Annotated in this window: 25 protein-coding genes and 2 pseudogenes; 20 read left to right on the top strand and 7 right to left on the bottom strand. The window is 50.5% G+C overall.

Translation table 11 applies throughout. The features are described from left to right. Positions 1–162: 162 nt before the first annotated feature. From pduA to AACU94_RS06375, 19 genes and pseudogenes are all read left to right on the top strand, one after another. Positions 163–446 (top strand): annotated as a pseudogene (gene pduA, locus AACU94_RS06465) (propanediol utilization microcompartment protein PduA). Beyond that, a complete protein-coding gene (gene pduB / locus AACU94_RS06460; protein WP_064529394.1) occupies positions 443–1,255 on the top strand; it encodes a propanediol utilization microcompartment protein PduB in 813 nt (270 codons plus the stop codon). The pseudogene pduA and the gene pduB overlap by 4 nt, the downstream one beginning before the upstream one ends. An 18-nt stretch (positions 1,256–1,273) precedes the next feature. Continuing rightward, complete coding sequence (gene pduC, locus AACU94_RS06455; protein WP_135385806.1) at positions 1,274–2,938, top strand: propanediol dehydratase large subunit PduC; 1,665 nt, start codon at positions 1,274–1,276, stop codon at positions 2,936–2,938. Positions 2,939–2,947: 9 nt separating this feature from the next. After that, positions 2,948–3,616 carry a propanediol dehydratase medium subunit PduD gene (pduD, locus tag AACU94_RS06450; RefSeq protein ID WP_135385805.1) on the top strand — a complete coding sequence of 223 codons (669 nt, stop codon included), beginning with the start codon at positions 2,948–2,950 and terminating at the stop codon, positions 3,614–3,616. Between the two features lie 14 nt (positions 3,617–3,630). Beyond that, entirely contained in the window at positions 3,631–4,149 is a 519-nt protein-coding gene (gene pduE, locus AACU94_RS06445; protein WP_085458842.1) for a propanediol dehydratase small subunit PduE, read from the top strand. Positions 4,150–4,158: 9 nt separating this feature from the next. Further along, the gene (locus AACU94_RS06440; RefSeq protein ID WP_130257609.1) at positions 4,159–5,991 is read left to right on the top strand and encodes a diol dehydratase reactivase subunit alpha; all 1,833 of its coding nucleotides are present in this window, start codon (positions 4,159–4,161) and stop codon (positions 5,989–5,991) included. Beyond that, on the top strand, positions 5,981–6,331 hold the full coding sequence (locus tag AACU94_RS06435; RefSeq protein ID WP_000444000.1) for a glycerol dehydratase reactivase beta/small subunit family protein: 351 nt from the start codon (positions 5,981–5,983) through the stop codon (positions 6,329–6,331). Before AACU94_RS06440 ends, AACU94_RS06435 begins: the two co-directional genes overlap by 11 nt. 19 nt (positions 6,332–6,350) lie before the next feature. Next, entirely contained in the window at positions 6,351–6,626 is a 276-nt protein-coding gene (gene pduJ / locus AACU94_RS06430) for a propanediol utilization microcompartment protein PduJ (RefSeq protein WP_135489132.1), read from the top strand. Continuing rightward, positions 6,623–7,072 (top strand): BMC domain-containing protein, encoded by a 450-nt coding sequence (locus AACU94_RS06425; protein ID WP_135489131.1) that lies wholly within the window; start codon positions 6,623–6,625, stop codon positions 7,070–7,072. The genes pduJ and AACU94_RS06425 overlap by 4 nt, the downstream gene beginning before the upstream one ends. Before the next feature lie 2 nt (positions 7,073–7,074). Continuing rightward, on the top strand, positions 7,075–7,707 hold the full coding sequence (locus AACU94_RS06420; RefSeq protein WP_130216403.1) for a phosphate propanoyltransferase: 633 nt from the start codon (positions 7,075–7,077) through the stop codon (positions 7,705–7,707). Then, a pseudogene (pduM, locus tag AACU94_RS06415) lies at positions 7,704–8,194 on the top strand (microcompartment protein PduM). The gene AACU94_RS06420 and the pseudogene pduM overlap by 4 nt, the downstream one beginning before the upstream one ends. Before the next feature lie 3 nt (positions 8,195–8,197). Further along, positions 8,198–8,473, top strand: a complete 276-nt coding sequence (locus AACU94_RS06410) for a EutN/CcmL family microcompartment protein (RefSeq protein WP_130257605.1) — start codon at positions 8,198–8,200, stop codon at positions 8,471–8,473. Positions 8,474–8,484: 11 nt separating this feature from the next. Continuing rightward, on the top strand, positions 8,485–9,492 hold the full coding sequence (pduO, locus tag AACU94_RS06405; RefSeq protein WP_130222289.1) for a two-domain cob(I)yrinic acid a,c-diamide adenosyltransferase PduO: 1,008 nt from the start codon (positions 8,485–8,487) through the stop codon (positions 9,490–9,492). Then, a complete protein-coding gene (pduP, locus tag AACU94_RS06400; protein ID WP_130257604.1) occupies positions 9,489–10,874 on the top strand; it encodes a CoA-acylating propionaldehyde dehydrogenase PduP in 1,386 nt (461 codons plus the stop codon). The genes pduO and pduP overlap by 4 nt, the downstream gene beginning before the upstream one ends. Positions 10,875–10,884: 10 nt before the next feature. Further along, positions 10,885–11,997 carry a 1-propanol dehydrogenase PduQ gene (locus tag AACU94_RS06395; RefSeq protein ID WP_135489130.1) on the top strand — a complete coding sequence of 371 codons (1,113 nt, stop codon included), beginning with the start codon at positions 10,885–10,887 and terminating at the stop codon, positions 11,995–11,997. After that, positions 11,994–13,337, top strand: a complete 1,344-nt coding sequence (locus tag AACU94_RS06390; RefSeq protein ID WP_135489129.1) for a 4Fe-4S dicluster domain-containing protein — start codon at positions 11,994–11,996, stop codon at positions 13,335–13,337. The genes AACU94_RS06395 and AACU94_RS06390 overlap by 4 nt, the downstream gene beginning before the upstream one ends. A gap of 2 nt (positions 13,338–13,339) precedes the next feature. After that, positions 13,340–13,894 (top strand): propanediol utilization microcompartment protein PduT, encoded by a 555-nt coding sequence (pduT, locus tag AACU94_RS06385; RefSeq protein ID WP_130257601.1) that lies wholly within the window; start codon positions 13,340–13,342, stop codon positions 13,892–13,894. After that, positions 13,894–14,244 carry a propanediol utilization microcompartment protein PduU gene (pduU, locus tag AACU94_RS06380; RefSeq protein ID WP_130216389.1) on the top strand — a complete coding sequence of 117 codons (351 nt, stop codon included), beginning with the start codon at positions 13,894–13,896 and terminating at the stop codon, positions 14,242–14,244. The genes pduT and pduU overlap by 1 nt, the downstream gene beginning before the upstream one ends. 4 nt (positions 14,245–14,248) lie before the next feature. Beyond that, positions 14,249–14,692, top strand: coding sequence for a EutP/PduV family microcompartment system protein (locus tag AACU94_RS06375; RefSeq protein ID WP_130216387.1), 444 nt, complete (start codon positions 14,249–14,251; stop codon positions 14,690–14,692). Positions 14,693–14,801: 109 nt separating this feature from the next. On the opposite strand, the gene AACU94_RS06370 is transcribed toward AACU94_RS06375, so the two are convergent. The 4 genes from AACU94_RS06370 to dacD form a co-directional block, all read right to left on the bottom strand. Beyond that, the gene (locus AACU94_RS06370) at positions 14,802–15,131 is read right to left on the bottom strand and encodes a DUF496 family protein (RefSeq protein ID WP_000450409.1); all 330 of its coding nucleotides are present in this window, start codon (positions 15,129–15,131) and stop codon (positions 14,802–14,804) included. 171 nt (positions 15,132–15,302) lie between these two features. Then, positions 15,303–16,361 carry an FUSC family protein gene (locus tag AACU94_RS06365; RefSeq protein ID WP_135405056.1) on the bottom strand — a complete coding sequence of 353 codons (1,059 nt, stop codon included), beginning with the start codon at positions 16,359–16,361 and terminating at the stop codon, positions 15,303–15,305. Between the two features lie 202 nt (positions 16,362–16,563). Further along, complete coding sequence (sbmC, locus tag AACU94_RS06360; RefSeq protein ID WP_130216383.1) at positions 16,564–17,037, bottom strand: DNA gyrase inhibitor SbmC; 474 nt, start codon at positions 17,035–17,037, stop codon at positions 16,564–16,566. A gap of 117 nt (positions 17,038–17,154) precedes the next feature. Then, positions 17,155–18,321 (bottom strand): serine-type D-Ala-D-Ala carboxypeptidase DacD, encoded by a 1,167-nt coding sequence (dacD, locus tag AACU94_RS06355; RefSeq protein ID WP_135489128.1) that lies wholly within the window; start codon positions 18,319–18,321, stop codon positions 17,155–17,157. A 211-nt stretch (positions 18,322–18,532) separates the two neighbouring features. On the opposite strand from dacD, the gene sbcB reads away from it, so the two are divergent. Then, entirely contained in the window at positions 18,533–19,957 is a 1,425-nt protein-coding gene (gene sbcB / locus AACU94_RS06350; RefSeq protein ID WP_135489127.1) for an exodeoxyribonuclease I, read from the top strand. 75 nt (positions 19,958–20,032) lie between these two features. On the opposite strand, the gene plaP is transcribed toward sbcB, so the two are convergent. The 3 genes from plaP to AACU94_RS06335 form a co-directional block, all read right to left on the bottom strand. Beyond that, positions 20,033–21,391 (bottom strand): putrescine/proton symporter PlaP, encoded by a 1,359-nt coding sequence (gene plaP / locus AACU94_RS06345; protein WP_000019197.1) that lies wholly within the window; start codon positions 21,389–21,391, stop codon positions 20,033–20,035. Beyond that, positions 21,381–21,443 carry a membrane protein YoeI gene (gene yoeI, locus AACU94_RS06340; RefSeq protein ID WP_010723108.1) on the bottom strand — a complete coding sequence of 21 codons (63 nt, stop codon included), beginning with the start codon at positions 21,441–21,443 and terminating at the stop codon, positions 21,381–21,383. The genes plaP and yoeI overlap by 11 nt, the downstream gene beginning before the upstream one ends. A 214-nt stretch (positions 21,444–21,657) precedes the next feature. Beyond that, complete coding sequence (locus tag AACU94_RS06335) at positions 21,658–22,587, bottom strand: LysR substrate-binding domain-containing protein (RefSeq protein WP_130216377.1); 930 nt, start codon at positions 22,585–22,587, stop codon at positions 21,658–21,660. Between the last annotated feature and the right edge of the window lie 10 nt (positions 22,588–22,597).

The following is a 22,597-nucleotide window of genomic DNA, read 5'->3' as shown; positions in this document are numbered from 1 at the left end:
ACATCCACAAAACAACCAATAAATTAATAACATATAGTTTATAAAAGCAATTTTATAATATTTGCCCTCTATTTATTTTTCTCATTGGCCGATTAAGTCAGCCATTCTTTTTCCTCGCTTTTTTTTATAGTCATATCGTCAAAAAATCCAGGCGAGGTCTTTATGCAACAAGAAGCGTTAGGAATGGTAGAAACCAAAGGCTTAACTGCCGCCATAGAGGCCGCAGACGCATGGTGAAGTCGGCAAATGTATTGCTGGTTGGCTACGAAAAAATAGGTTCCGGGCTGGTGACCGTCATCGTTCGTGGTGATGTCGGGGCTGTAAAAGCGGCAACAGACGCAGGTGCCGCCGCCGCGCGTAACGTCGGTGAAGTAAAAGCCGTACACGTTATTCCCCGCCCACATACCGATGTCGAAAAAATCTTACCAAAGGGAATTAACCCATGAGCAGCAATGAACTGGTCGAACAGATCATGGCGCAGGTCATCGCTCGCGTAGCGACGCCAGAGCATGAGGTTCTCCCGGAAACCACTCATCAAACACGAGAGACGGCTATGGCAGAAAAAAGCTGCACGTTAACGGAATTTGTTGGCACCGCTATTGGCGACACTGTAGGTCTGGTCATTGCGAACGTTGATAGCGCCCTGTTGGACGCGATGAAACTTGAAAAACGCTATCGCTCCATTGGCATTCTGGGTGCACGTATTGGCGCAGGTCCACACATTATGGCCGCTGATGAAGCGGTAAAAGCTACGAACACTGAAGTTATTAGCATTGAACTTCCTCGCGATACCAAAGGCGGTGCAGGACACGGCTCATTAATCCTCTTAGGTGGCAACGATGTTTCCGACGTGAAACGCGGTATTGAAGTTGCCCTGAAAGAACTCGATCGGACCTTTGGTGATGTCTATGCCAACGAAGCCGGACATCTTGAACTGCAATACACCGCCCGCGCCAGCTATGCACTGGAAAAAGCGTTTGGCGCACCTCTGGGTCGCGCTTGCGGCGTTATTGTCGGCGCTCCGGCCGCTGTGGGTGTTCTGATGGCCGATACCGCGCTGAAGTCCGCCAATGTGGACGTGGTGGCATACAGCTCGCCTGCTCATGGCACCAGCTACAGCAATGAAGTCATTCTGATTATCTCAGGTGACTCCGGCGCAGTCCGTCAGGCGGTCATCTCCGCACGCGAAATCGGTAAAACCGTACTTTCGACTCTCGGCGATACACCGAAAAACGATCGCCCTTCCTACATCTGAATTCCCTGAGGCAGATTCATGAGATCGAAAAGATTTGAAGCACTGGCAAAACGCCCGGTCAACCAGGACGGTTTCGTTAAAGAGTGGATTGAAGAAGGCTTCATTGCGATGGAAAGCCCGAACGATCCAAAACCGTCAATCAAAATTGTTAACGGCGTTGTCACCGAGCTGGATGGAAAACCCGCCAGCCAGTTTGACCTGATCGACCACTTTATCGCCCGTTACGGCATCAATCTCGCGCGCGCCGAAGAAGTCATCGCGATGGATTCGGTCAAACTTGCCAATATGCTGTGCGATCCGAATGTCAAACGTAGCGATATCGTTCCCCTTACCACAGCAATGACGCCCGCCAAAATCGTCGAAGTGGTTTCGCAGATGAACGTGGTAGAGATGATGATGGCGATGCAGAAAATGCGCGCCCGTCGAACACCATCACAACAGGCTCACGTCACCAACGTCAAAGATAACCCGGTACAAATTGCCGCCGACGCAGCTGAAGGCGCATGGCGCGGATTTGATGAACAGGAAACCACCGTTGCCGTTGCTCGCTATGCGCCGTTCAACGCCATCGCTCTGCTGGTAGGTTCACAGGTAGGGCGCCCGGGCGTTTTGACCCAGTGTTCACTGGAAGAAGCCACCGAACTGAAACTCGGTATGTTAGGCCACACCTGTTACGCCGAAACAATTTCTGTCTATGGTACAGAACCTGTTTTCACCGATGGCGATGACACCCCGTGGTCAAAAGGATTTCTCGCGTCATCTTATGCTTCTCGCGGCTTAAAAATGCGCTTTACTTCCGGCTCCGGCTCTGAAGTACAGATGGGTTACGCGGAAGGCAAATCAATGCTTTATCTCGAGGCTCGTTGCATTTACATCACCAAAGCCGCAGGCGTACAGGGGCTGCAGAATGGTTCCGTAAGCTGCATCGGTGTTCCATCAGCTGTGCCGTCAGGCATCCGCGCAGTGCTGGCGGAAAACTTAATTTGCTCATCGCTGGATCTGGAATGTGCCTCCAGTAATGACCAGACCTTTACCCACTCAGATATGCGCCGTACCGCGCGTTTCCTGATGCAGTTTCTGCCGGGTACTGACTTTATCTCTTCCGGTTTTTCCGCTGTGCCTAACTACGACAATATGTTTGCCGGTTCAAACGAAGACGCCGAAGACTTCGATGATTACAACGTCATTCAGCGTGACCTGAAGGTTGATGGCGGTCTGCGACCAGTGCGCGAAGAAGATGTTGTCGCCATCCGCAATAAAGCCGCACGCGCTTTACAGGCTGTCTTTGCCGGTATGGGATTACCCCTTATTACCGATGAAGAGGTCGAAGCGGCGACCTATGCCCACGGTTCGAAAGATATGCCAGAGCGCAACATCGTAGAAGACATTAAGTTCGCCCAGGAAATTATCAATAAAAACCGTAACAGCCTGGAAGTGGTGAAAGCCCTGGCGCAAGGCGGTTTTACCGATGTCGCTCAGGACATGCTCAACATGCAAAAAGCGAAACTGACCGGCGATTATCTCCATACCTCAGCCATTATCGTCGATAACGGACAAGTGCTGTCTGCGGTCAATGATGTCAATGATTACGCCGGACCGGCTACAGGTTACCGCCTGCAAGGGGAACGCTGGGAAGAGATCAAAAATATTCCCGGTGCACTTGATCCCAACGAAATTGACTAAGGGTGAGAAATGGAAATTAACGAAAAATTACTGCGTCAGATTATCGAAGACGTGCTGGCAGAAATGCAAACCAGCGACAAGTCCGTTTCATTTCGCGCGCCTGTCGCCTCCACTGCCCCTTCCGCACCGGATGCAGGGAGTTTTTTGACCGAAATTGGCGAAGCCCAACAAGGCACTCAGCAAGATGAAGTCATTATTGCTGTAGGCCCGGCATTTGGCCTGGCGCAGACCGTCAATATTATTGGCATTCCGCATAAAAACATCTTGCGCGAAGTAATCGCCGGTATCGAAGAAGAAGGTATTAAAGCCCGTGTGATTCGCTGCTTTAAATCGTCTGATGTCGCATTCGTGGCGGTCGAAGGCGATCGCCTTAGTGGTTCCGGCATTGCTATTGGTATTCAGTCAAAAGGCACCACGGTTATCCACCAGCAGGGGCTTCCCCCTTTGTCTAACCTGGAACTTTTCCCGCAAGCGCCTTTGTTGACGCTGGAAACTTATCGCCAGATTGGTAAAAACGCCGCGCGTTATGCGAAGCGTGAGTCTCCACAACCAGTTCCGACCCTCAACGATCAAATGGCGCGGCCTAAATACCAGGCCAAATCAGCCATTTTACATATCAAAGAGACGAAGTACGTGGTCACAGGCAAAAAACCGCAAGAACTGCGCGTGACGTTTTAACAAAGGAAACCTTCATGAATACCGATGCAATTGAGTCGATGGTCAGGGACGTGTTGAACCGCATGAACAGTCTACAGGATGCAGCTCCTGTTTCTGCGGCACCCAACGCGTCAATACAGAGCGCCAAAGTGACGGATTATCCACTGGCAAATAAACATCCAGAATGGGTTAAAACGGCGACCAATAAAACGCTCGACGATTTCACTCTGGAGAATGTCCTCAGCGATAAAGTCACCGCCCAGGATATGCGTATAACCCCTGAAACATTGCGTATTCAGGCCGCGATTGCCAGAGATGCGGGTCGTGATCGCCTGGCGATGAATTTTGAACGCGCTGCCGAGCTTACCTCAGTGCCGGACGATCGCATCCTCGAAATCTACAATGCGTTACGCCCTTATCGTTCGACAAAGCAAGAACTCATTGCCATTGCTGACGATCTTGAACGTCGTTATCAGGCCAAAATTTGCGCTGCATTTGTCCGCGAAGCTGCAGAACTCTATGTCGAGCGTAAAAAACTGAAAGGCGACGATTAAGGACGAACTATGCGATATATAGCAGGCATTGATATCGGCAATTCATCCACAGAAGTTGCACTGGCGACGCTCAGTACGTCTGGAGAATTGTCGTTCGTGAGCAGCGCCCTTGCGGAAACCACCGGAATCAAAGGTACGTTGCGTAACGTCCATGGTATTCAGGAGGCGCTCGCACAGGCAACGAAAAAAGTCGGCATCAATGTCAGCGATATTTCGCTTATTCGTATCAACGAAGCAACTCCTGTCATTGGCGATGTGGCGATGGAAACCATTACGGAAACCATCATCACCGAATCAACCATGATTGGTCACAACCCAAAAACTCCGGGCGGAGTGGGACTGGGCGTGGGGCTCACCATCACGCCACAAGAGTTGTTAACACGTCCGGCGGATACACCGTACATTCTGGTCGTGTCATCGGCATTTGATTTTGCCGATATCGCGACCATGATAAACGCCTCCGTGCGTGCCGGATATCAACTGACTGGCGTTATTCTGCAACGTGATGATGGCGTGCTGGTCAGTAACCGCCTGGAAATCCCTTTACCCATTGTTGATGAAGTCCTCTACATCGATCGTATTCCGCTCGGCATGCTAGCCGCGATTGAAGTCGCCGTTCCCGGGAAGGTTATCGAAACCCTGTCTAATCCGTATGGGATTGCCACTGTTTTCGCCCTCAATGCTGAGGAGACTAAAAATATCGTTCCTGTTGCACGAGCACTCATAGGCAACCGTTCTGCAGTAGTGGTGAAAACACCTTCTGGCGACGTTAAAGCCCGTTCGATACCCGCCGGAAACATCGAGCTGCTTTCTGCCGGACGTACAATACGAGTTGATGTTGCTGCTGGTGCCGATGCCATTATGAAAGCGGTCGGCGAGTGCTCAAAACTGGAAAACGTAACGGGAGAACCGGGCACCAACATCGGCGGTATGCTGGAACATGTTCGCCAGACTATGGCGGAACTGACCAATAAACCCAGCCACGAAATTTTTATTCAGGATTTACTGGCGATAGATACCTCTGTTCCCGTCAGCGTAACCGGTGGGCTGGCTGGTGAATTTTCACTGGAACAGGCTGTGGGTATCGCTTCAATGGTGAAATCCGACCGACTGCAAATGGCGATGATCGCCAGTGAAATTAAGCAAAAACTGCATGTTGATGTTCAGGTCGGAGGCGCTGAAGCAGAAGCTGCAATTCAGGGAGCCTTGACTACCCCTGGAACCACACGCCCTCTGGCAATTCTGGACTTAGGCGCAGGTTCTACCGATGCCTCCATCATCAATCAGAAAGGGGAAATGATAGCTACTCACCTTGCGGGAGCGGGCGACATGGTGACGATGATTATTGCCAGGGAACTGGGCTTAAATGATCGTTATCTGGCAGAAGAAATCAAAAAATACCCGTTGGCAAAAGTAGAAAGTCTGTTCCATTTACGCCATGAAGACGGCAGCGTTCAGTTCTTCCCTACTCCGCTGTCCCCTCATGTATTTGCCCGCGTTTGTGTGGTGAAACCTGACGAACTGGTGCCTATTCCCGGCGATTTAACACTGGAAAAAGTACGTGCTGTTCGCCGCAGTGCGAAAGAGCGCGTCTTCGTAACCAATGCCCTGCGCGCGCTACGTCAGGTAAGTCCAGGCGGAAATATTCGCGATATTCCGTTCGTCGTTCTGGTGGGCGGTTCTTCCCTGGATTTCGAAGTACCGCAGTTAGTCACCGATGCATTGGCGCATTATCGATTGGTCGCCGGACGGGGGAATATCCGTGGTAGTGAAGGCCCGCGCAATGCGGTAGCTACCGGGCTACTGATTTCCTGGCACAGGGAGTTGGCTCATGGAAAGTAAAGAACATACGCCCGCTATTGTCGTTACGGAAATAGGTGACTGTATCAGTACATGGAATGAGGTGCTTCTTGGCATTGAAGAGGAAGGTATCCCCTTTCGCATTCAACATATCCCGTCAGGTGAAGTCATCGATAGCGCCTGGCAGGCTGCTCGTCAGTCCCCCCTGTTGGTTGGCATAGCCTGCGACCGGGAAAAGCTGATTGTGCATTACAAAAACTTACCGGCATCAGCGCCACTGTTTACGCTGATGTATCAACAAGATAACCATGCCCGGCGCAGCATCGGCAATAACGCTGCCCGCCTGGTAAAAGGCATTCCCTTCAGGGAATGCCACTCATAATCCACAGGAGAAACGCTGTATGAACAACGCACTAGGACTGGTTGAAACAAAAGGGTTAGTTGGCGCAATTGAAGCCGCAGATGCCATGGTTAAATCCGCCAACGTGCAACTGGTTGGCTATGAAAAGATTGGTTCGGGTCTGATTACGGTGATGGTCCGTGGCGATGTTGGCGCAGTAAAAGCCGCCGTTGATGCAGGAAGCACCGCCGCAAGCGCCGTTGGCGAAGTGAAATCCTGCCATGTCATCCCGCGGCCACACAGCGATGTTGAGGCCATTTTACCTAAATCTGCATAACCCCATTCGCTAAGGAGCACAGCGTGAAGCAATCACTGGGATTACTTGAAATCAGTGGTCTGGCACTCGCCATCAGTTGCGCAGATGCTATGGCAAAAGCCGCGTCCATCACGCTGGTTGGCCTTGAGAAGACCAATGGCTCAGGCTGGACGCTCATTAAAATCACCGGTGACGTCGCCTCGGTTAATGCGGCGATCGCGACGGGTGCCAGTTTCGCCGAACAGCGAAATGGCCTCGTCGCACACAAAGTGATTGCCCGCCCGGGTGAGGGAATACTGCCCCGCCCAACAGAAGCAATGAATATGACGGTGGCAGTAAGCGAAACGCCAGCAACAGTCGCCCCCCCAGAGATTATCAGCTGTAATTTGTGTCTTGATCCCGCGTGTCAACGGCAAAAAGGTGAGCCACGTTCACTTTGTCTGCACTCTGATAAGCGAGGGGAGTAGCAATGGATAAACAAACCTTGCAGGAAACTGTCAGCCAGGTTCTGGATGAAATGCGCGAGCGCCCTATCCCACTGGGCGTTTCCAGTCGCCATATTCATCTTTCAACGGCGGATTATGTGCGCCTTTTTCCTGAACAACCGATCAGCGAGAAAAAGTCATTACTGCAACCTGGTCAATTCGCTGCTGAACAGGTTGTTACGCTGGTGGGACCAAAAGGCAAATTACACAACGTTCGCTTGTTAGGGCCACTACGTAACTCAAGCCAGGTGGAGATTTCCCGGACTGACGCCAGAACATTAGGGATCACCGCCCCGCTACGTATGTCTGGCGATCTCAGCGGCACACCGGGGATTCGTCTGATAAGCCCGTTTGCAGAGCTGGAAATCGCTTCTGGCGTTATTGTCGCACAACGGCACATTCATATGTCTTCGCTTGATGCCCTGATTTATGGCGTTACACATGGCGATAAAGTGGCGGTCGCCATTGAAGGTGATGAACGACGACTGATATTCGATAACGTTGCTGTTCGCGTCTCACCAGATATGCGCCTTGAAATGCATATTGATACCGACGAGGCCAACGCCGCAGGCGCTGATAATCCTGACGTTTTTGCCACGCTGGTGTCGGTGCCATGAATAACAAACTGATGCAACACATTGTTGAAGAAGTGATTTTTCGCCTGAAACAACGTGCGGGGAAAACACTCGCGCTGACGGTTTCGCAACTGCGAGAAGCCAGCGTTCACGAGATAGTTCATCAGTATGCTTCGTTACAAATTCGATTCGTCGATTTACCGTTGCTGCGACAACTTGCGGAGAACGAAACGTCAGATCGAGCGGTAATCCACATTCACGAGGCGTTAGCTGGGGAATACACATTCAATTGTCGTTGCAGAGTCATTTCCTGAACGCCATCAAATTGAAGCATCTCGCCCATCTACCGCTAACCTGGTGCGACGAACAAGGACAACCAATCCACCTTCATCGTGGTCAACTTTTAAGTTATGCCGACGTAGTGCAGTTATGCGCAGGGATAGTGGTGTTGCAACGGAAATGCTGTGTGACCGCACTTGCGCGTGAAGCGGCAATGACCCGAAACATTCAGTTAATCAGGCAGGAGTAACCCATGCATCTGGCTCGAGTCACTGGCGCGGTGGTATCCACGCAAAAATCACCTACCCTGGTCGGGAAAAAACTGCTGCTGGTTCGCCGGGTCAGTGCTGACGGCGAATTGCCTCTCACGCCATTAACTGGCGACGAAGTTGCTGTTGATTCAGTTGGCGCTGGCGTCGGTGAGCTGGTACTCCTCAGCAGTGGATCCAGCGCCAGACATGTTTTTAGCGGCCCCAACGAAGCCATCGACCTGGCAGTGGTCGGCATTGTAGATACGATTTCGCGCTAAGGAGTTGAAAGATGGCGATTTATACCCGCACAGGTGATTCAGGAAGTACGTCTCTATTTACCGGACAACGCGTGAGTAAAACTCATCTACGCGTCGAAGCCTACGGCACACTGGATGAACTGAACGCGACACTCAGTCTGTGTTATTGCGCCACCGCCATCGAAAGCCATCGCATATTACTGGAAGCCATTCAGCAACAGATATTTTGGTTTAGCGCCGAACTCGCCAGTGAAAGCGAGCAGCCATCAGCGCAGCAGCGTTACATCAGTACGGAAGAAATTGCCGCACTTGAAAAAGCGATCGATAGCGCAATGAGCGCTGTTCCTCCAGTTCACTGCTTCATTCTGCCTGGACGTTGTGAAGCCGCGAGCCGCATGCATTTCGCGCGCACGGTAGCCCGGCGGGCTGAAAGACGCCTGGTTGAACTGACAACGGAATCCAGCGTCCGCCATGTTTTATTGCACTATATCAACCGACTTTCCGATTGCCTGTATGCCCTCGCCCGCGTGGAAGACAACGTTGCTCATCAGAACCTGATGATTCAGGAAATCACAAAACGTTATCACGAAGCCAACCACACTTCAGCATTGAAGGAACGCACGATGTCGCTCACTTTTCAGGATCTTCATCAGCTCATTCGTAGCGCGGCAATGCGTGCGGATGAACTGCATATTCCCGTTGTTATCAGCATTGTCGATGCCAACGGAACAGAAAGTGTTACCTGGCGGATGCCTGATGCACTGCTGGTTAGCAGTGAACTGGCACCGAAAAAAGCCTGGACCGCCGTGGCGATGAAAACGGCAACACACAAGCTTACGGATACCGTGCAACCGGGGGCGCCACTTTACGGGCTAGAAAGCCATATGCAAGGCAAAGTCGTCACTTTTGGTGGCGGCTTCCCCCTCTGGCGTGACGGAATATTGCTTGGAGGGCTTGGGATTAGTGGTGGTAGCGTTGAACAAGACATGGATATTGCCCAAAGCGCAATGACGGCAATTAACGTGGGAGAAAACCAATGAATAACTCTGAATTAGAAACACTGATCCGCAATATTCTGCGCGAGCAGCTAGTCCCCACGACATCACAAACGCAAAAAAACGGTATTTTCCAGACTGTCGATGAAGCTATCGGCGCTGCACACCAGGCCTTTTTGCGTTTTCAACAGTGTCCTCTTAAGACTCGCAGCGCCATTATCAGCGCCATTCGCGAAGAATTAACGCCCCGTCTTACAGAACTGGCGGAAGAGAGCGCTAACGAAACGGGAATGGGAAATAAAGAAGATAAGTACTTAAAAAACAAAGCGGCACTCGATAACACACCAGGAATTGAAGATTTAACCACCACCGCACTGACCGGTGATGGTGGCATGGTTTTGTTTGAATACTCCCCGTTTGGAGTTATTGGCTCGGTCACGCCAAGTACCAATCCCACGGAAACCATCATTAACAACAGCATCAGCATGCTGGCAGCTGGTAATAGCGTCTACTTCAGTCCACACCCGGGAGCCCAAAACGTCTCGCTGAAATTGATCGCCATAATCGAAGACATCGCGTTTCGCTGTAGTGGCATTCATAACCTGATCGTTACTGTATCTGAACCGACCTTTGCCGCAACCGAACAGATGATGGTGCACCCTAAAATCAGCGTTCTGGCGATTACCGGCGGTCCGGGTATCGTCGCCATGGGAATGAAAAGTGGCAAGAAAGTGATTGGTGCCGGTGCGGGTAATCCCCCCTGCATCGTCGATGAAACGGCAGATATTGTGAAAGCTGCCGAAGACATCATTAACGGAGCCTCGTTTGATTACAACCTGCCGTGTATCGCTGAAAAAAGCCTAATCGTCGTGACCTCAGTGGCAGATTATTTGATTCAGCAGATGCAAAGTTTTGGCGCCCTTCTTCTTAACCATGAACAAACTGAAAAATTGCGTGCTGTTTGCCTGCCAGACGGCGTGGCCAACAAAAAACTGGTCGGCAAAAGTCCATCAGCCTTGCTGGAAGCCGCAGGCCTCCCTTTGCCAGCAAAAGCGCCCCGCTTGCTGATTGCCGTTGTTGACGCCGATGATAGCTGGGTTACCAGCGAACAACTCATGCCAATGCTACCCATTGTGAAGGTCAACGATTTTGATAGCGCCCTCACACTTGCGCTGAATGTAGAAGACAGTTTGCATCACACCGCAATCATGCACTCGCAGAACATCTCACGGCTCAACCTTGCCGCGCGCGTTATGCAAACTTCAATCTTTGTCAAAAACGGTCCTTCCTGGGCGGGTATTGGCGTCGGCGGCGAAGGCTTTACGACCTTCACCATTGCTACACCGACCGGAGAAGGGACAACGTCAGCCCGGACTTTTGCCCGCTCACGACGCTGTGTGTTAACCAGCGGCTTTTCCATTCGCTAGAGAAACGGAAATGAATACTTTTTCACTGCAGACGCGTTTATACAGCGGACCGGGAAGTCTCAAAGTACTTAACCGTTTCACGAATAAGCACATCTGGATTATTTGCGACACCTTTCTGGCGCGATCGCCGTTGATTGATACCTTGCGCCTGGCGCTACCCGACAGCAATCGCCTCAGTATTTTTAGCGAAATAACGCCCGATCCAACTATCCAGACAGTGGTAAAAGGCATCACTCAGATGCAAACTTTACGCCCGGATGTGGTTATCGGTTTTGGCGGCGGCTCTGCACTGGATGCCGCAAAAGCGATTGTCTGGTTTAGTCGCCAGTGTGCTATCGAAATTGAAACCTGCGTAGCCATCCCCACCACCAGCGGCACTGGTTCAGAAGTGACCAGCGCCTGTGTCATCAGCGATCCTGAGAAGGGAATTAAATATCCCCTTTTCGATGATGCACTTTATCCGGATATCGCAGTCCTCGACCCCTCGCTGGTCGTCAGTGTGCCACCCGCGATAACGGCCAATACCGGAATGGATGTTTTAACCCATGCGCTTGAAGCCTATGTTTCTCCCCGCGCCAGTGACTTCACAGATGCAATGGTCGAAAAATCCATGCAAATTGTTTTTCGTTACCTGCCCACTGCAGTGAAGAAAGGCGATTGTCTTGCCACCCGCGGTAAAATGCATAATGCCTCTACACTTGCAGGAATTGCCTTTAGTCAGGCCGGACTGGGATTAAATCATGCGATTGCCCATCAACTCGGTGGGCAGTTTCATTTGCCCCACGGTCTGGCGAATGCGCTCCTGCTGACGTCAGTTATTCGTTTTAATGCTGGCGATCCTCGCGCCGTCAAACGCTACGCCCGGCTGGCTAAAACGTGTCATTTATGCCCGGGCAATGCCAATGACACCGCAAGCCTGAATGCACTCATTCAACATATTGAACAGCTCAAAAAAGCGTGTTCAATACCGACTCTCGCCAATGCTCTGAAAGAAAAAAGAGCAGAATGGTCATCACGTATTCCCGATATGGTTCAGGCGGCGCTGGCGGATGCAACATTGCGTACCAATCCACGTGTGGCTGATGCCAATGCTATTGCAGAACTGCTTGAGGAGTTGTTATGAACGTCGAGTTAACCTCCTGCGACGGTCAGACGATCCGCGAGCGAGTACAAGCAGCAGGCGTCGTAGGTGCTGGTGGGGCTGGCTTTCCGACACATATCAAGCTACAAGCACGTGTTGATACGTTCCTGGTGAATGCGGCGGAATGCGAACCGATGCTGAAAGTGGACCAGCAGTTAATGGCGCAGCAAGCCAGTCGCCTGCTTCGCGGCGTTCACTACGCGATGAAAGCCACCGGGGCCAGTAGCGGAATCATCGCGCTGAAAGAAAAGTATCAACTGGCAATAAACGCCCTCACACCATTACTACCGCCTGATATCCGCCTGCATATTTTGCCCGACGTTTACCCCGCAGGAGACGAAGTGCTGACCATCTGGATGGCAACAGGTCGCCGCGTTCCACCAGCCGCGTTGCCCGTTAGCGTCGGCGTAGTCGTCAATAACGTCCAGACTGTGCTGAATATTGCCAGAGCTGTTGAGCAGCAGTATCCGGTAACGCGCCGCACGCTAACCGTTAATGGTGCAGTTGCTAAACCCGTAACGGTGACCGTTCCCATCGGGATCTCTTTACGCGAGGTACTGGCGCTGGCGGGAGGCGCAACGGTAGATAATCCTGGTTTTATCAATGGCGGTCCGATGATGGGGAGTTTGATCACATCGCTCGATACGCCAGTCAGCAAAACCACTGGCGGCCTGCTGGTTTTACCCAACTCTCATTCACTGCTCCAACGTCGAATGCAGGATGACCGCAGCGTACTTGCCGTCGCGAAAACCGTTTGTGAACAATGCCGCTTATGCACCGATCTCTGCCCACGTCATTTAATCGGTCACGAACTGTCACCGCATTTGTTAGTACGTGCGGTTAACTACCAACAGCTCGCTACGCCGCAACTGTTACTGACAGCGCTCACCTGTTCGGAGTGCAACGTCTGCGCCAGCGTTGCCTGCCCGGTAGGTATTTCACCCATGCGCATAAACCGCCTGCTTAAGCAGGAATTACGCGCCAAAAATCTCCGCTACGAAGGTGCCTTAAATCCTGAGGATGCCATGGCAAATTATCGGCTGATTCCAGTAAAACGGCTGGTAACCAGATTGGGCTTAACCCCGTGGTATCAGGACGCGCCATTGTCTGAACAGGTGCCACAACCCGAAAAAGTGACGTTATTGTTACGCCAGCACATCGGTGCCAGCGCAATTGCGTGTGTACAAAAAGGCGATCGCGTCGTTCATGGGCAATGTGTAGGTCAAATTCCACACGGCGCATTAGGCGCCCCTGTTCATGCCAGTATTGATGGCATGGTCAGCGATGTGACAGAAAACGCGATTACGCTTGTGAGAGGTTAACCATGTCAAAAGCGGTAGGTATTTTAGAACTTAGTAGTATCGCGAAAGGGATGGAAACCGGCGATGCCATGCTGAAAAGCGCCAACGTTGAATTACTGGTCAGCAAAACGCTTTGCCCCGGTAAATTTCTGCTGATGCTCGGCGGCGATGTCGGTGCAGTACAGCAGGCCATCAACAGCGGCGCTTCCCTTGCAGGTGAAATGCTGGTCGACAGTCTGGTCCTTCCTAATATTCATCCCACTATCCTGCCCGCAATCAGCGGTCTGAACCATGTTGACCAGCGACGGGCTGTCGGTGTAGTCGAAACCTGGAGTGTAGCGGCCTGCATTGACGCTGCCGATTGTGCAGTGAAAGCGGCAAACGTCACGCTCGTACGGGTACATATGGCCTTTGGTATTGGCGGTAAATGCTACATGGTAGTGGCAGGCGATATTTCTGATGTTAATAACGCGGTATCTGTCGCCAGCGAGCGAGCGGGGGAAAAAGGTTTGTTGGTCTATCGCTCAGTAATTGCCCGTCCGCATGAAGCCATGTGGCGTCAGATGGTGGAGGGATAATGTCACCTCAGCACACGACTGAACGAATGATTCAGGAATATGTCCCCGGTAAACAGGTCACGCTGGCACATGTTATTGCAAATCCTGGAAAGGATCTGTTTAAAAAATTAGGCTTACCGGACACCGTTTCCGCTATTGGCATTCTGACGATTACCCCCAGCGAAGCATCTATCATCGCGTGCGATATCGCCACAAAGTCAGGCGCTGTAGAGATTGGTTTTCTTGATCGTTTTACCGGCGCGGTAGTTCTGACTGGCGATGTTTCTGCTATCGAATATGCACTTAGCCAGGTTACCCGAACGCTGGGCGAAATGATGCGCTTTACCGCCTGCCCCATTACCCGGACCTGACTCGATGCAACGTATGATGCTCATCGGACCCAGCCAGTGCGGAAAAACGTCACTCACGCAATGCCTGCGCGGGGAAGACATTCAGTATCAGAAAACGCAGGCTATCGTCTGGTCACCGGCCACCATTGACACTCCCGGGGAATACCTCGAAAACCGCAGTCTTTACAGTGCGCTGCTGGTCAGCGCCTGTGAAGCAGACATTATAGCGCTGGTGCTTAATGCGGACGCACCGTGGTCACCTTTTTCGCCAGGCTTTACCACGTCAATGAATCGCCCGGTCATTGGGGTAGTCACCAAAGTGGATTTAGCCAGTGAAGAACAGATATCTTTGGTGAAATGCTGGCTACGGGAAGCTGGAGCACGAAAGGTGTTAGTGACCAGTGCGGTAAATAACATCGGGGTTGCAGAACTTCTTGCCTTGTTGCATACAGAAGAAGGCAGTCGTTAAGCCAGAAATTTCAATATGTTATGAGATGGGAATGATGACTTACGACACGGAGAAAAGAATCAATGAACAATGAGGATTGCCCGGCAATCCTCATTGAATAAAGTAGAAATTACTTCGCTTCGCCGTTTTTCATTTCGCCCATAGCTTTCAGCTTTTTGGAGATATCGCGGCGTTCTTTGGAGAGCTCAGCATTTTTGATGATGTAATCATCAACACGATCTTCATAGTCGCCTTTCATGCTGGCGATGATGCCCTGAATTGCTTCAACGCTCATACCAGGTTTGATGTAGTCGCTCAGGTTGTCGAGCAGCAGGACACGTTTCTGGTTGTCACGGATCTTTTTCTCAACGTCCTGGATTTCACGTTGCAGTTTGTTCTTACGGCGGAACAGACGAACAAATTCCAGCACGTCCTGGAATGAAGGCTTGGTAGTTTCCATTTTTATACCCCTGATAATGTGAGAGTCGGATTCGTTTAAGCAACCGCTATTCGTTAGGGCCAACATTACTCATAGCTGCCGCAGATGACAATGCTTTTATCCCTATTCACTATCATACCCTTTATCCTTGCTGAATCGAAGCAGCAACAATTTGATTCTGAAGGTCGGAATTTATTTGCGCAAAGCCCGACAAATCAGATTTGACAGCAACTCCAGTTGATGCGCCGTTTCCATGTTTAGCCATACATAGCCATAAATCGGCGTCTCAACGACTTTCAGATCATGATGATTAGCGAGCAACTGGCGCAACTCTTCCACAGCATCGTTCAGTTTTTCTGTATTAGCAAAAACCGGCTGTGGATTACCTTCGTACAGGGCATGAACAAGAGTCAGCACTATTTGCTGCATCATTTGCTGTGTGTCGCGCAGTTTTTGCGCATTCAGTAGCACGAAATGACTAGGCCTCGTGGCCCAGTAAGCATTGATTTGCAGCTCCAGCATACAAACCAGATTACGGTTAATCGTCTGGATACCTTCATATATCGATTTTGGAATACGGGTTTCTTTGCTGGCGGGTGCAATCAGCCCACGCATTTTCACGGCATCAGCCAGGAGTTTTTGCAGATGGCTTTCCAGATGCGGACGTTCCAGTAGGTTCGGTGAAAATGCTGATTGGTAGACACGGTTATATTCGGTAAGGCTTTTCGCCAGTTGAATACGCCAGTGGATGAAAGCTCGCTGCGGCCAGATGCCAGTAAAAACCATTGCCAGTAGGGAGCCGAGGATCACATCGCCGCTTCGCCATAATGCCGTATCAATTTCACCTGTCGGGGAACCAACAACAATCGCCAGCGTCACACCAATCAATAAGCCTTGATAAGGTTTCTTGCCCAGCGCCAACCAACCGCAAAGGAACATCGCCGCCGCGCACCAGACCAACATCAGAGGTAACGAAATTAACTCCAGTTGCAGGGCTATAAGACCTAAAATCGAGCCGAACACCGTACCGCCAATACGTTCGAATGCTCGAGGGACGACGTTACCCCAAAACGAGATAGGCCCCATGATCACCACCATAGTGACCAGTGGCCATGTGCTTTCCGGGATAGTAAACAGGCGAATAATGAGAAAAGTCAGCAGGAATGCTAGCGCGACGCGAGTACCATGCACGATACGGTAATGACGGTACACACGAATTTCAAACGGACTAAGGCACTTATCAGCTCGCACGCTGGAACTCCGTTAAATAAGGATGAAGTTAACTCAGAACGATTACCGCGGCCAGACACTAAACCAGGTGTCCAGCCGACTTACAAAAAGTAATCAGGAACATTCCCGAAGGGATTATCAGAAGTCTGAAGGTCAATTTTACCCTTTTACATGACGAAAAACAGCGAAGCAATCAGGTTAACACCCTGTTGTTACACCAGCATTAACCCATTTTCGGCTGCACTGCGACATACATTTCAATATCCCAATAGCCGTCTTCCGCTCCGTTATTAAGATAAACTTCGAAACAGGGCTTAGGTGACATCTGATAAGCACTGTCTTGCAAGAGAGTATTAAAAAACTGATACCATGGCGTAGAAAAATCATCGCCTTCTACGCGAGCAACGGCGACCGCATATTGCCCACCGGAGATTTCCGTCAGGATCACGCCTTCACTGTTTTCCGGTAGAGTGAAGTTGTTCTCCAGGGAAACCACCGTGTCACAACGTAACTTTTCGGCAGGTGTTTCATCTGGGTTATCGTAATAGACGGCGATCCATTCCTTAGGCACAACTTTTTTGTTGTCTACCCACATCATCAACTGCTCAAAACCTTTCTTCACCGTTTGTTCCCACGGGCCAACGAGATGGAAACCTGCAACGGTACGTTTATCTTCCTGCTTAATCTCGTAGTTCATGACGCCTCCACATGCACTGTTTTTTTGTACAGTGTATTTGCAATGTAAATACCACAAGGAATGAGTGTTGATTATGCGAGCAGACTCGCACTCCTGCCAGTCGGCGCTAAATAAAGGTCAGGATTTATGGTGGAAATAATCGCTCAATCTGGAAAACATACCGCCTTCACCGACAGACTCCAGGGTAACCAATGGCCAATGCGCAACCAATTTATCGCGGTCGTACAGCTCAATTTCCCCTACCCGCTTGTGAGCAGCAACTGGCGCAGTTAGTTCTTTACCATCAAGGGTATAATTTGCTTTGATATTAGAGATTTCCGCTTTCGGCAGCACCATCCAGAACTCTTGTTCCGTTCCCAGTGCGATGTTTTCTTTATCACCATACCAGATGCGTTCCGTACCGACCTTTTTCCCACGGTGCAAAATTTGCACCGTAGTAAAGTTTTGCTGCCCCCAACGCAGTAATTTTCTAGCCTCTTCTTCGCGAGCTTTTGCGCTGTCGGCCCCCATTACCACTGCAATGAGACGGCGTTGCCCATCCACCGCCGAAGCAATGAGATTAAACCCGGCCCCGGATGTATGCCCGGTTTTCAGGCCGTCAACGTTCATGGTTTTATCCCACAATAGCCCGTTTCGGTTTTGCTGGGTGATGCCGTTCCAGGTAAGGCTTTTTTCGCTGTACATATGGTAAAACTCAGGTTCGCCGTGGATGATGGCGCGAGAAAGCACGGCTAAATCATAGGCTGAGCTATGCTGGCCCAGCGCATCCAGACCGTGAACCGTTTCAAAATGGGTATCCTGTAAATGCAACTTTTCAGCGTAATTGTTCATCATTGTGACGAACTGCCGTTGCCCCCCGGCAATATAATCTGCAAGCGCCACACAGGCGTCATTGCCGGAATCCACAATTAATCCACGGCTTAAATCACGTACCGATACACGATCGCCCTCTTTCAAAAACATCAGTGAAGAGCCGACAAAAACAGGATTATCTTTCGCCCACGCATCGCGTCCCACAGTGACAATATCGTCTGGTGTTATGCGATGGCTATCGATAGCGCGATCGACGACATAGCCCGTCATTAGCTTAGTCAGGCTGGCAGGATTACGTTGTTGGTGCTCATTACCCGCCGTGAGGATCTGTCCGGTTGTGTAATCCATCAAAACCCATGATCCCGCATGAATCTCCGGTGGTTGGGGTGAAAAGGGAATATTTTCCGCCGCAAAACCAGACGATAAATTAAAAACGAACAAAGAAGCAGCAATAATAAGACGGCGTTTCAACAGTAAATCCTCAGGTGTTTCCAATAGCTGTTCTTTTTACGGAAATCCTGATGAACTGGCTGGAATAAAGTGCAAGAAAATGTGACAGTTATCTCATTTTAATCCGACATTATCTGTTTCCACACGCAGCCAAAATATCGCTCTAAAGCTGATTAGCACGGTGATATTTGATACTCTGGCATACAACAGAAATAACGGATTTAACCTAACGATGAATGACGGTAAGCAACAATCTACCTTTTTGTTTCATGATTACGAAACCTTTGGCACGCACCCCGCGTTAGATCGCCCTGCGCAGTTTGCCGCCATTCGCACTGATAGCGAATTCAATATTATCGGCGAACCTGAAGTCTTTTACTGTAAGCCTGCGGACGATTATTTACCCCAGCCAGGGGCGGTGTTAATCACCGGAATCACGCCACAGGAAGCGCGTGCAAAAGGGGAAAACGAAGCTGCCTTTGCCGCCCGTATTCACTCGCTTTTTACCGTACCGAAGACCTGTATTCTTGGTTACAACAATGTGCGTTTTGACGACGAAGTTACGCGCAATATCTTTTATCGTAATTTTTACGATCCCTATGCCTGGAGTTGGCAGCATGATAACTCTCGCTGGGATCTGCTCGACGTGATGCGTGCCTGTTATGCCCTGCGCCCGGAGGGGATTAACTGGCCTGAAAATGAAGATGGTTTACCGAGCTTTCGACTTGAACATTTAACCAAAGCTAATGGTATTGAACATAGCAACGCCCACGATGCGATGGCCGATGTGTACGCCACTATTGCGATGGCGAAGTTGGTAAAAACACGTCAACCACGCCTGTTTGATTATCTCTTTACCCATCGTAATAAGCACAAACTGACGGCGTTGATTGATGTGCCTCAGATGAAACCGCTGGTACATGTTTCCGGTATGTTTGGCGCATGGCGCGGCAATACCAGCTGGGTGGCACCACTGGCGTGGCATCCTGAAAATCGCAATGCCGTGATTATGGTGGATTTAGCTGGAGATATTTCACCATTACTGGAGCTGGACAGCGACACGCTGCGCGAGCGTCTGTACACAGCAAAGGCCGATCTGGGCGATAACGCCGCAGTCCCGGTTAAGCTGGTGCATATCAATAAATGCCCGGTGCTGGCACAGGCGAATACGCTACGCCCGGAAGATGCCGACCGACTGGGAATTAATCGTCAGCATTGTCTCGATAACCTGAAAATTCTGCGTGAAAACCCGCAAGTCCGCGAAAAAGTGGTTGCGATATTTGCTGAAGCCGAACCATTTACACCTTCAGATAACGTCGATGCACAGCTCTATAATGGCTTTTTCAGTGACGCCGATCGCGCAGCAATGAAAATTGTCCTGGAAACCGAGCCGCGTAATTTACCGGCACTGGATATCACCTTTGTCGATAAACGTATTGAGAAACTGTTGTTCAATTATCGGGCGCGTAACTTCCCGGGGACGCTGGATTACGCCGAGCAGCAACGCTGGCTGGAGCACCGCCGTCAGGTCTTCACAGCAGAATTTTTGCAAGGTTATGCTGATGAATTGCAGATGCTGGCACAACAATATGCCGATGACAAAGAGAAAGTAGCGCTGTTAAAAGCGCTTTGGCAGTACGCGGAAGAGATCGTCTGAAACAAAAAAGCCGGAGTTTATATCTCTCCGGCTTTTTTAGATTTACCGGATGATTATGTCATCCGGCTTGTAAGATTATGCAACGTCTTCGTACTGCGGAACCGGGTTGCGGAAGCTCTTAGTCACGCAAGCCAGGTAAATCAGACCGATAGCCGCCCAGATCAGCCCCAGAACCATTGAGCTTTCTTCCAGGTTAACCCACAGCGCACCTACAGTCAGCGCACCACACATCGGCAGGAACAGATACTGGAAGTGATCTTTCAGCGTCTTGTTACGCTTCTCACGGATCCAGAACTGCGAGATAACCGACAGGTTAACGAAGGTGAACGCCACCAGCGCACCAAAGTTAATCAGCGCCGTTGCCATTACCAGGTCAAAGTTGATTGCCAGCAGAGCAATCGCGCCAACCAGGATAATATTCATCGCCGGAGTACGCCATTTCGGGTGTACATAACCGAAGAAGCTTTTCGGGAACACGCCGTCACGACCCATTACGTACATCAGACGCGCTACGCCTGCGTGCGCCGCCATACCGGACGCCAGTACGGTAATGGTGGAGAAGATCAGCGCGCCAACCTGGAACGCTTTGCCCGCAACGTACAGCATGATTTCAGGCTGTGACGCATCCGGATCTTTAAAGCGAGAGATATCCGGGAAGTACAGTTGCAGGAAGTAAGTTGCAAAGATGAAGATCATGCCGCCAATCAGCGCGGTCAGGAAAATCGCACGCGGGATCACGCGCTCTGCATCTTTGGTTTCTTCCGACAAGTTGCTGATGCCGTCAAAGCCGGTAAAGGAGAAGCACAGGATTGTCGCACCGGTAATCATCGGGATGACATGCGCATCACCGGACCAGAACGGACGCGTGCTCGCCAGCGTACCAGCGCCTTCACCTTCAAATACGCCATAAACAACCATGCCCAGAATCACCGCGATCAGCACTACCTGCAACACCACGATTACGGTGTTGAAGTTCGCTACGGATTTCAGACTACGCAGGTTAAAGGCGGTCATAAAGGCCACCAGCGCCACCACAAACATCCACGATGGGATAGAAGGCACCAGAGCTTCAAAATAGATTTTCGCCAGCAGAATGTTGATCATCGGCGCGAACAGATAGTCGAGCAGAGAAGACCAACCCACCATAAATCCAACCGTCGGGCTAATGGATTTCTGGGCGTAAGTGTATGCAGAGCCAGCAGAAGGATAGCGGCGAACCAGCTTCCCGTAGCTCAGAGCCGTAAACAGGATCGCAATCAATGCGAATGCATAGGCTGTCGGCACATGACCATCCGTGAGGCCTGAAACGATACCAAATGTATCAAACAGCGTCATCGGCTGCATATAGGCAAGACCCATCATTACAACCGGAACTAACGTAAGCGTTTTACGCAATTCCACGCGAGAGGTGTTTGGAGTAACGTTATGCGACATGGTCATTCTCCTTTACGGTGATAACCGTCGCGTAAGCAAAAAATTGCCCCATTTTTTTGGATTCCTCAGCGACAACAACTGTCGATTTTTAGTAAATATCTATCCGGTACGAAGCCCGGCCTCTTGGTATGAATGATTGGTTTGAAGCAAAAAATAACCGACGCGGATGAAACGTCGGTTTTTAGTCATTTTTTGACAGCGGCGCATTGTGCCTAAATGGGGGGTAAATGACAAGAGAATGAGAGGCTTGTCATATAATTTTTTATTTAAATGGCTGATTTTCCGTCATCATATTTTGCATAAACACCAGCAATAGCACTATTTGCTAAAATCTCATCACGCCACCACGCACTGGCAAGCCCTGCGGTTTGTTCATTCCATCCAATCCATACGGGTTCAAAGAGGGATTGCGCAACCACTTTCTTCTCAATTAACGCACCACTATCGAGAAAACGTTGCGCCAGATAGCGCGGTAAATAACCGCAACCAAGACCGCTGATTTGTAATTCCAGTTTGGTTTTAAAATCAAATACGGTAATGGCCTCTTGTTCGTCGAGAAGTTGTGATGCCGTAGATGCACCTGCCTGCGCAGTATCACCCACGATAATCGCCCGATAGCGTTTAATGATACGGCGATTTAACGGTTCCTCTTCAAGAGCTAACGGATGATGAGGCGCAATCGCGAAAACTTGCTCCAGATCGCCCAACCGCGAGAAACCATATTCGCTGGAAGAGGGTGGTTCATGCATCGCGCCAACAATAATATCGGCCCTGCCCTGGGTCAGGGCCTCCCAGGAACCGCCGAGAACGCCATTGATAAACTTCAGACGCGTGACGTTGTGATGTTGATAAAAGGCTTCAATAAGTGGCGCAAGCAGTGAAAAGGGAAAGGTATCATCAACACCAATCACCAGTTCATTTTCCCAGCCTTCATGGAGTTTGATCGCTTGTTTTTCCAGCTCATGGACAGTGTGGAGAACTTCTCGCCCTTTCTCTAATAACATTTTTCCGGTGCGGGTGAATTTAGCGCGGTGACCGCTACGATCAAGCAATTGAATATTAAGGTCGCTTTCCAGCTTGTGAACGGTGTAACTCAGAGCGGACGGCGTCTTATAGAGTTTGGCCGACGCCGCCGCAAAACTGCCCTCTTTTTCTAAGGCATCGAGGATCATCAACACATCCAGCAGTGGTTTCATACACGCCCCC

Origin of the sequence: Escherichia sp. E4702 (genome assembly GCF_963883545.1) — a bacterium.
In the GTDB taxonomy this organism is placed as follows: Bacteria; Pseudomonadota; Gammaproteobacteria; order Enterobacterales; family Enterobacteriaceae; genus Escherichia.
Note: the sequence above shows the minus strand (reverse complement) of the source record. Positions and strands in the feature narration are given on the sequence as shown.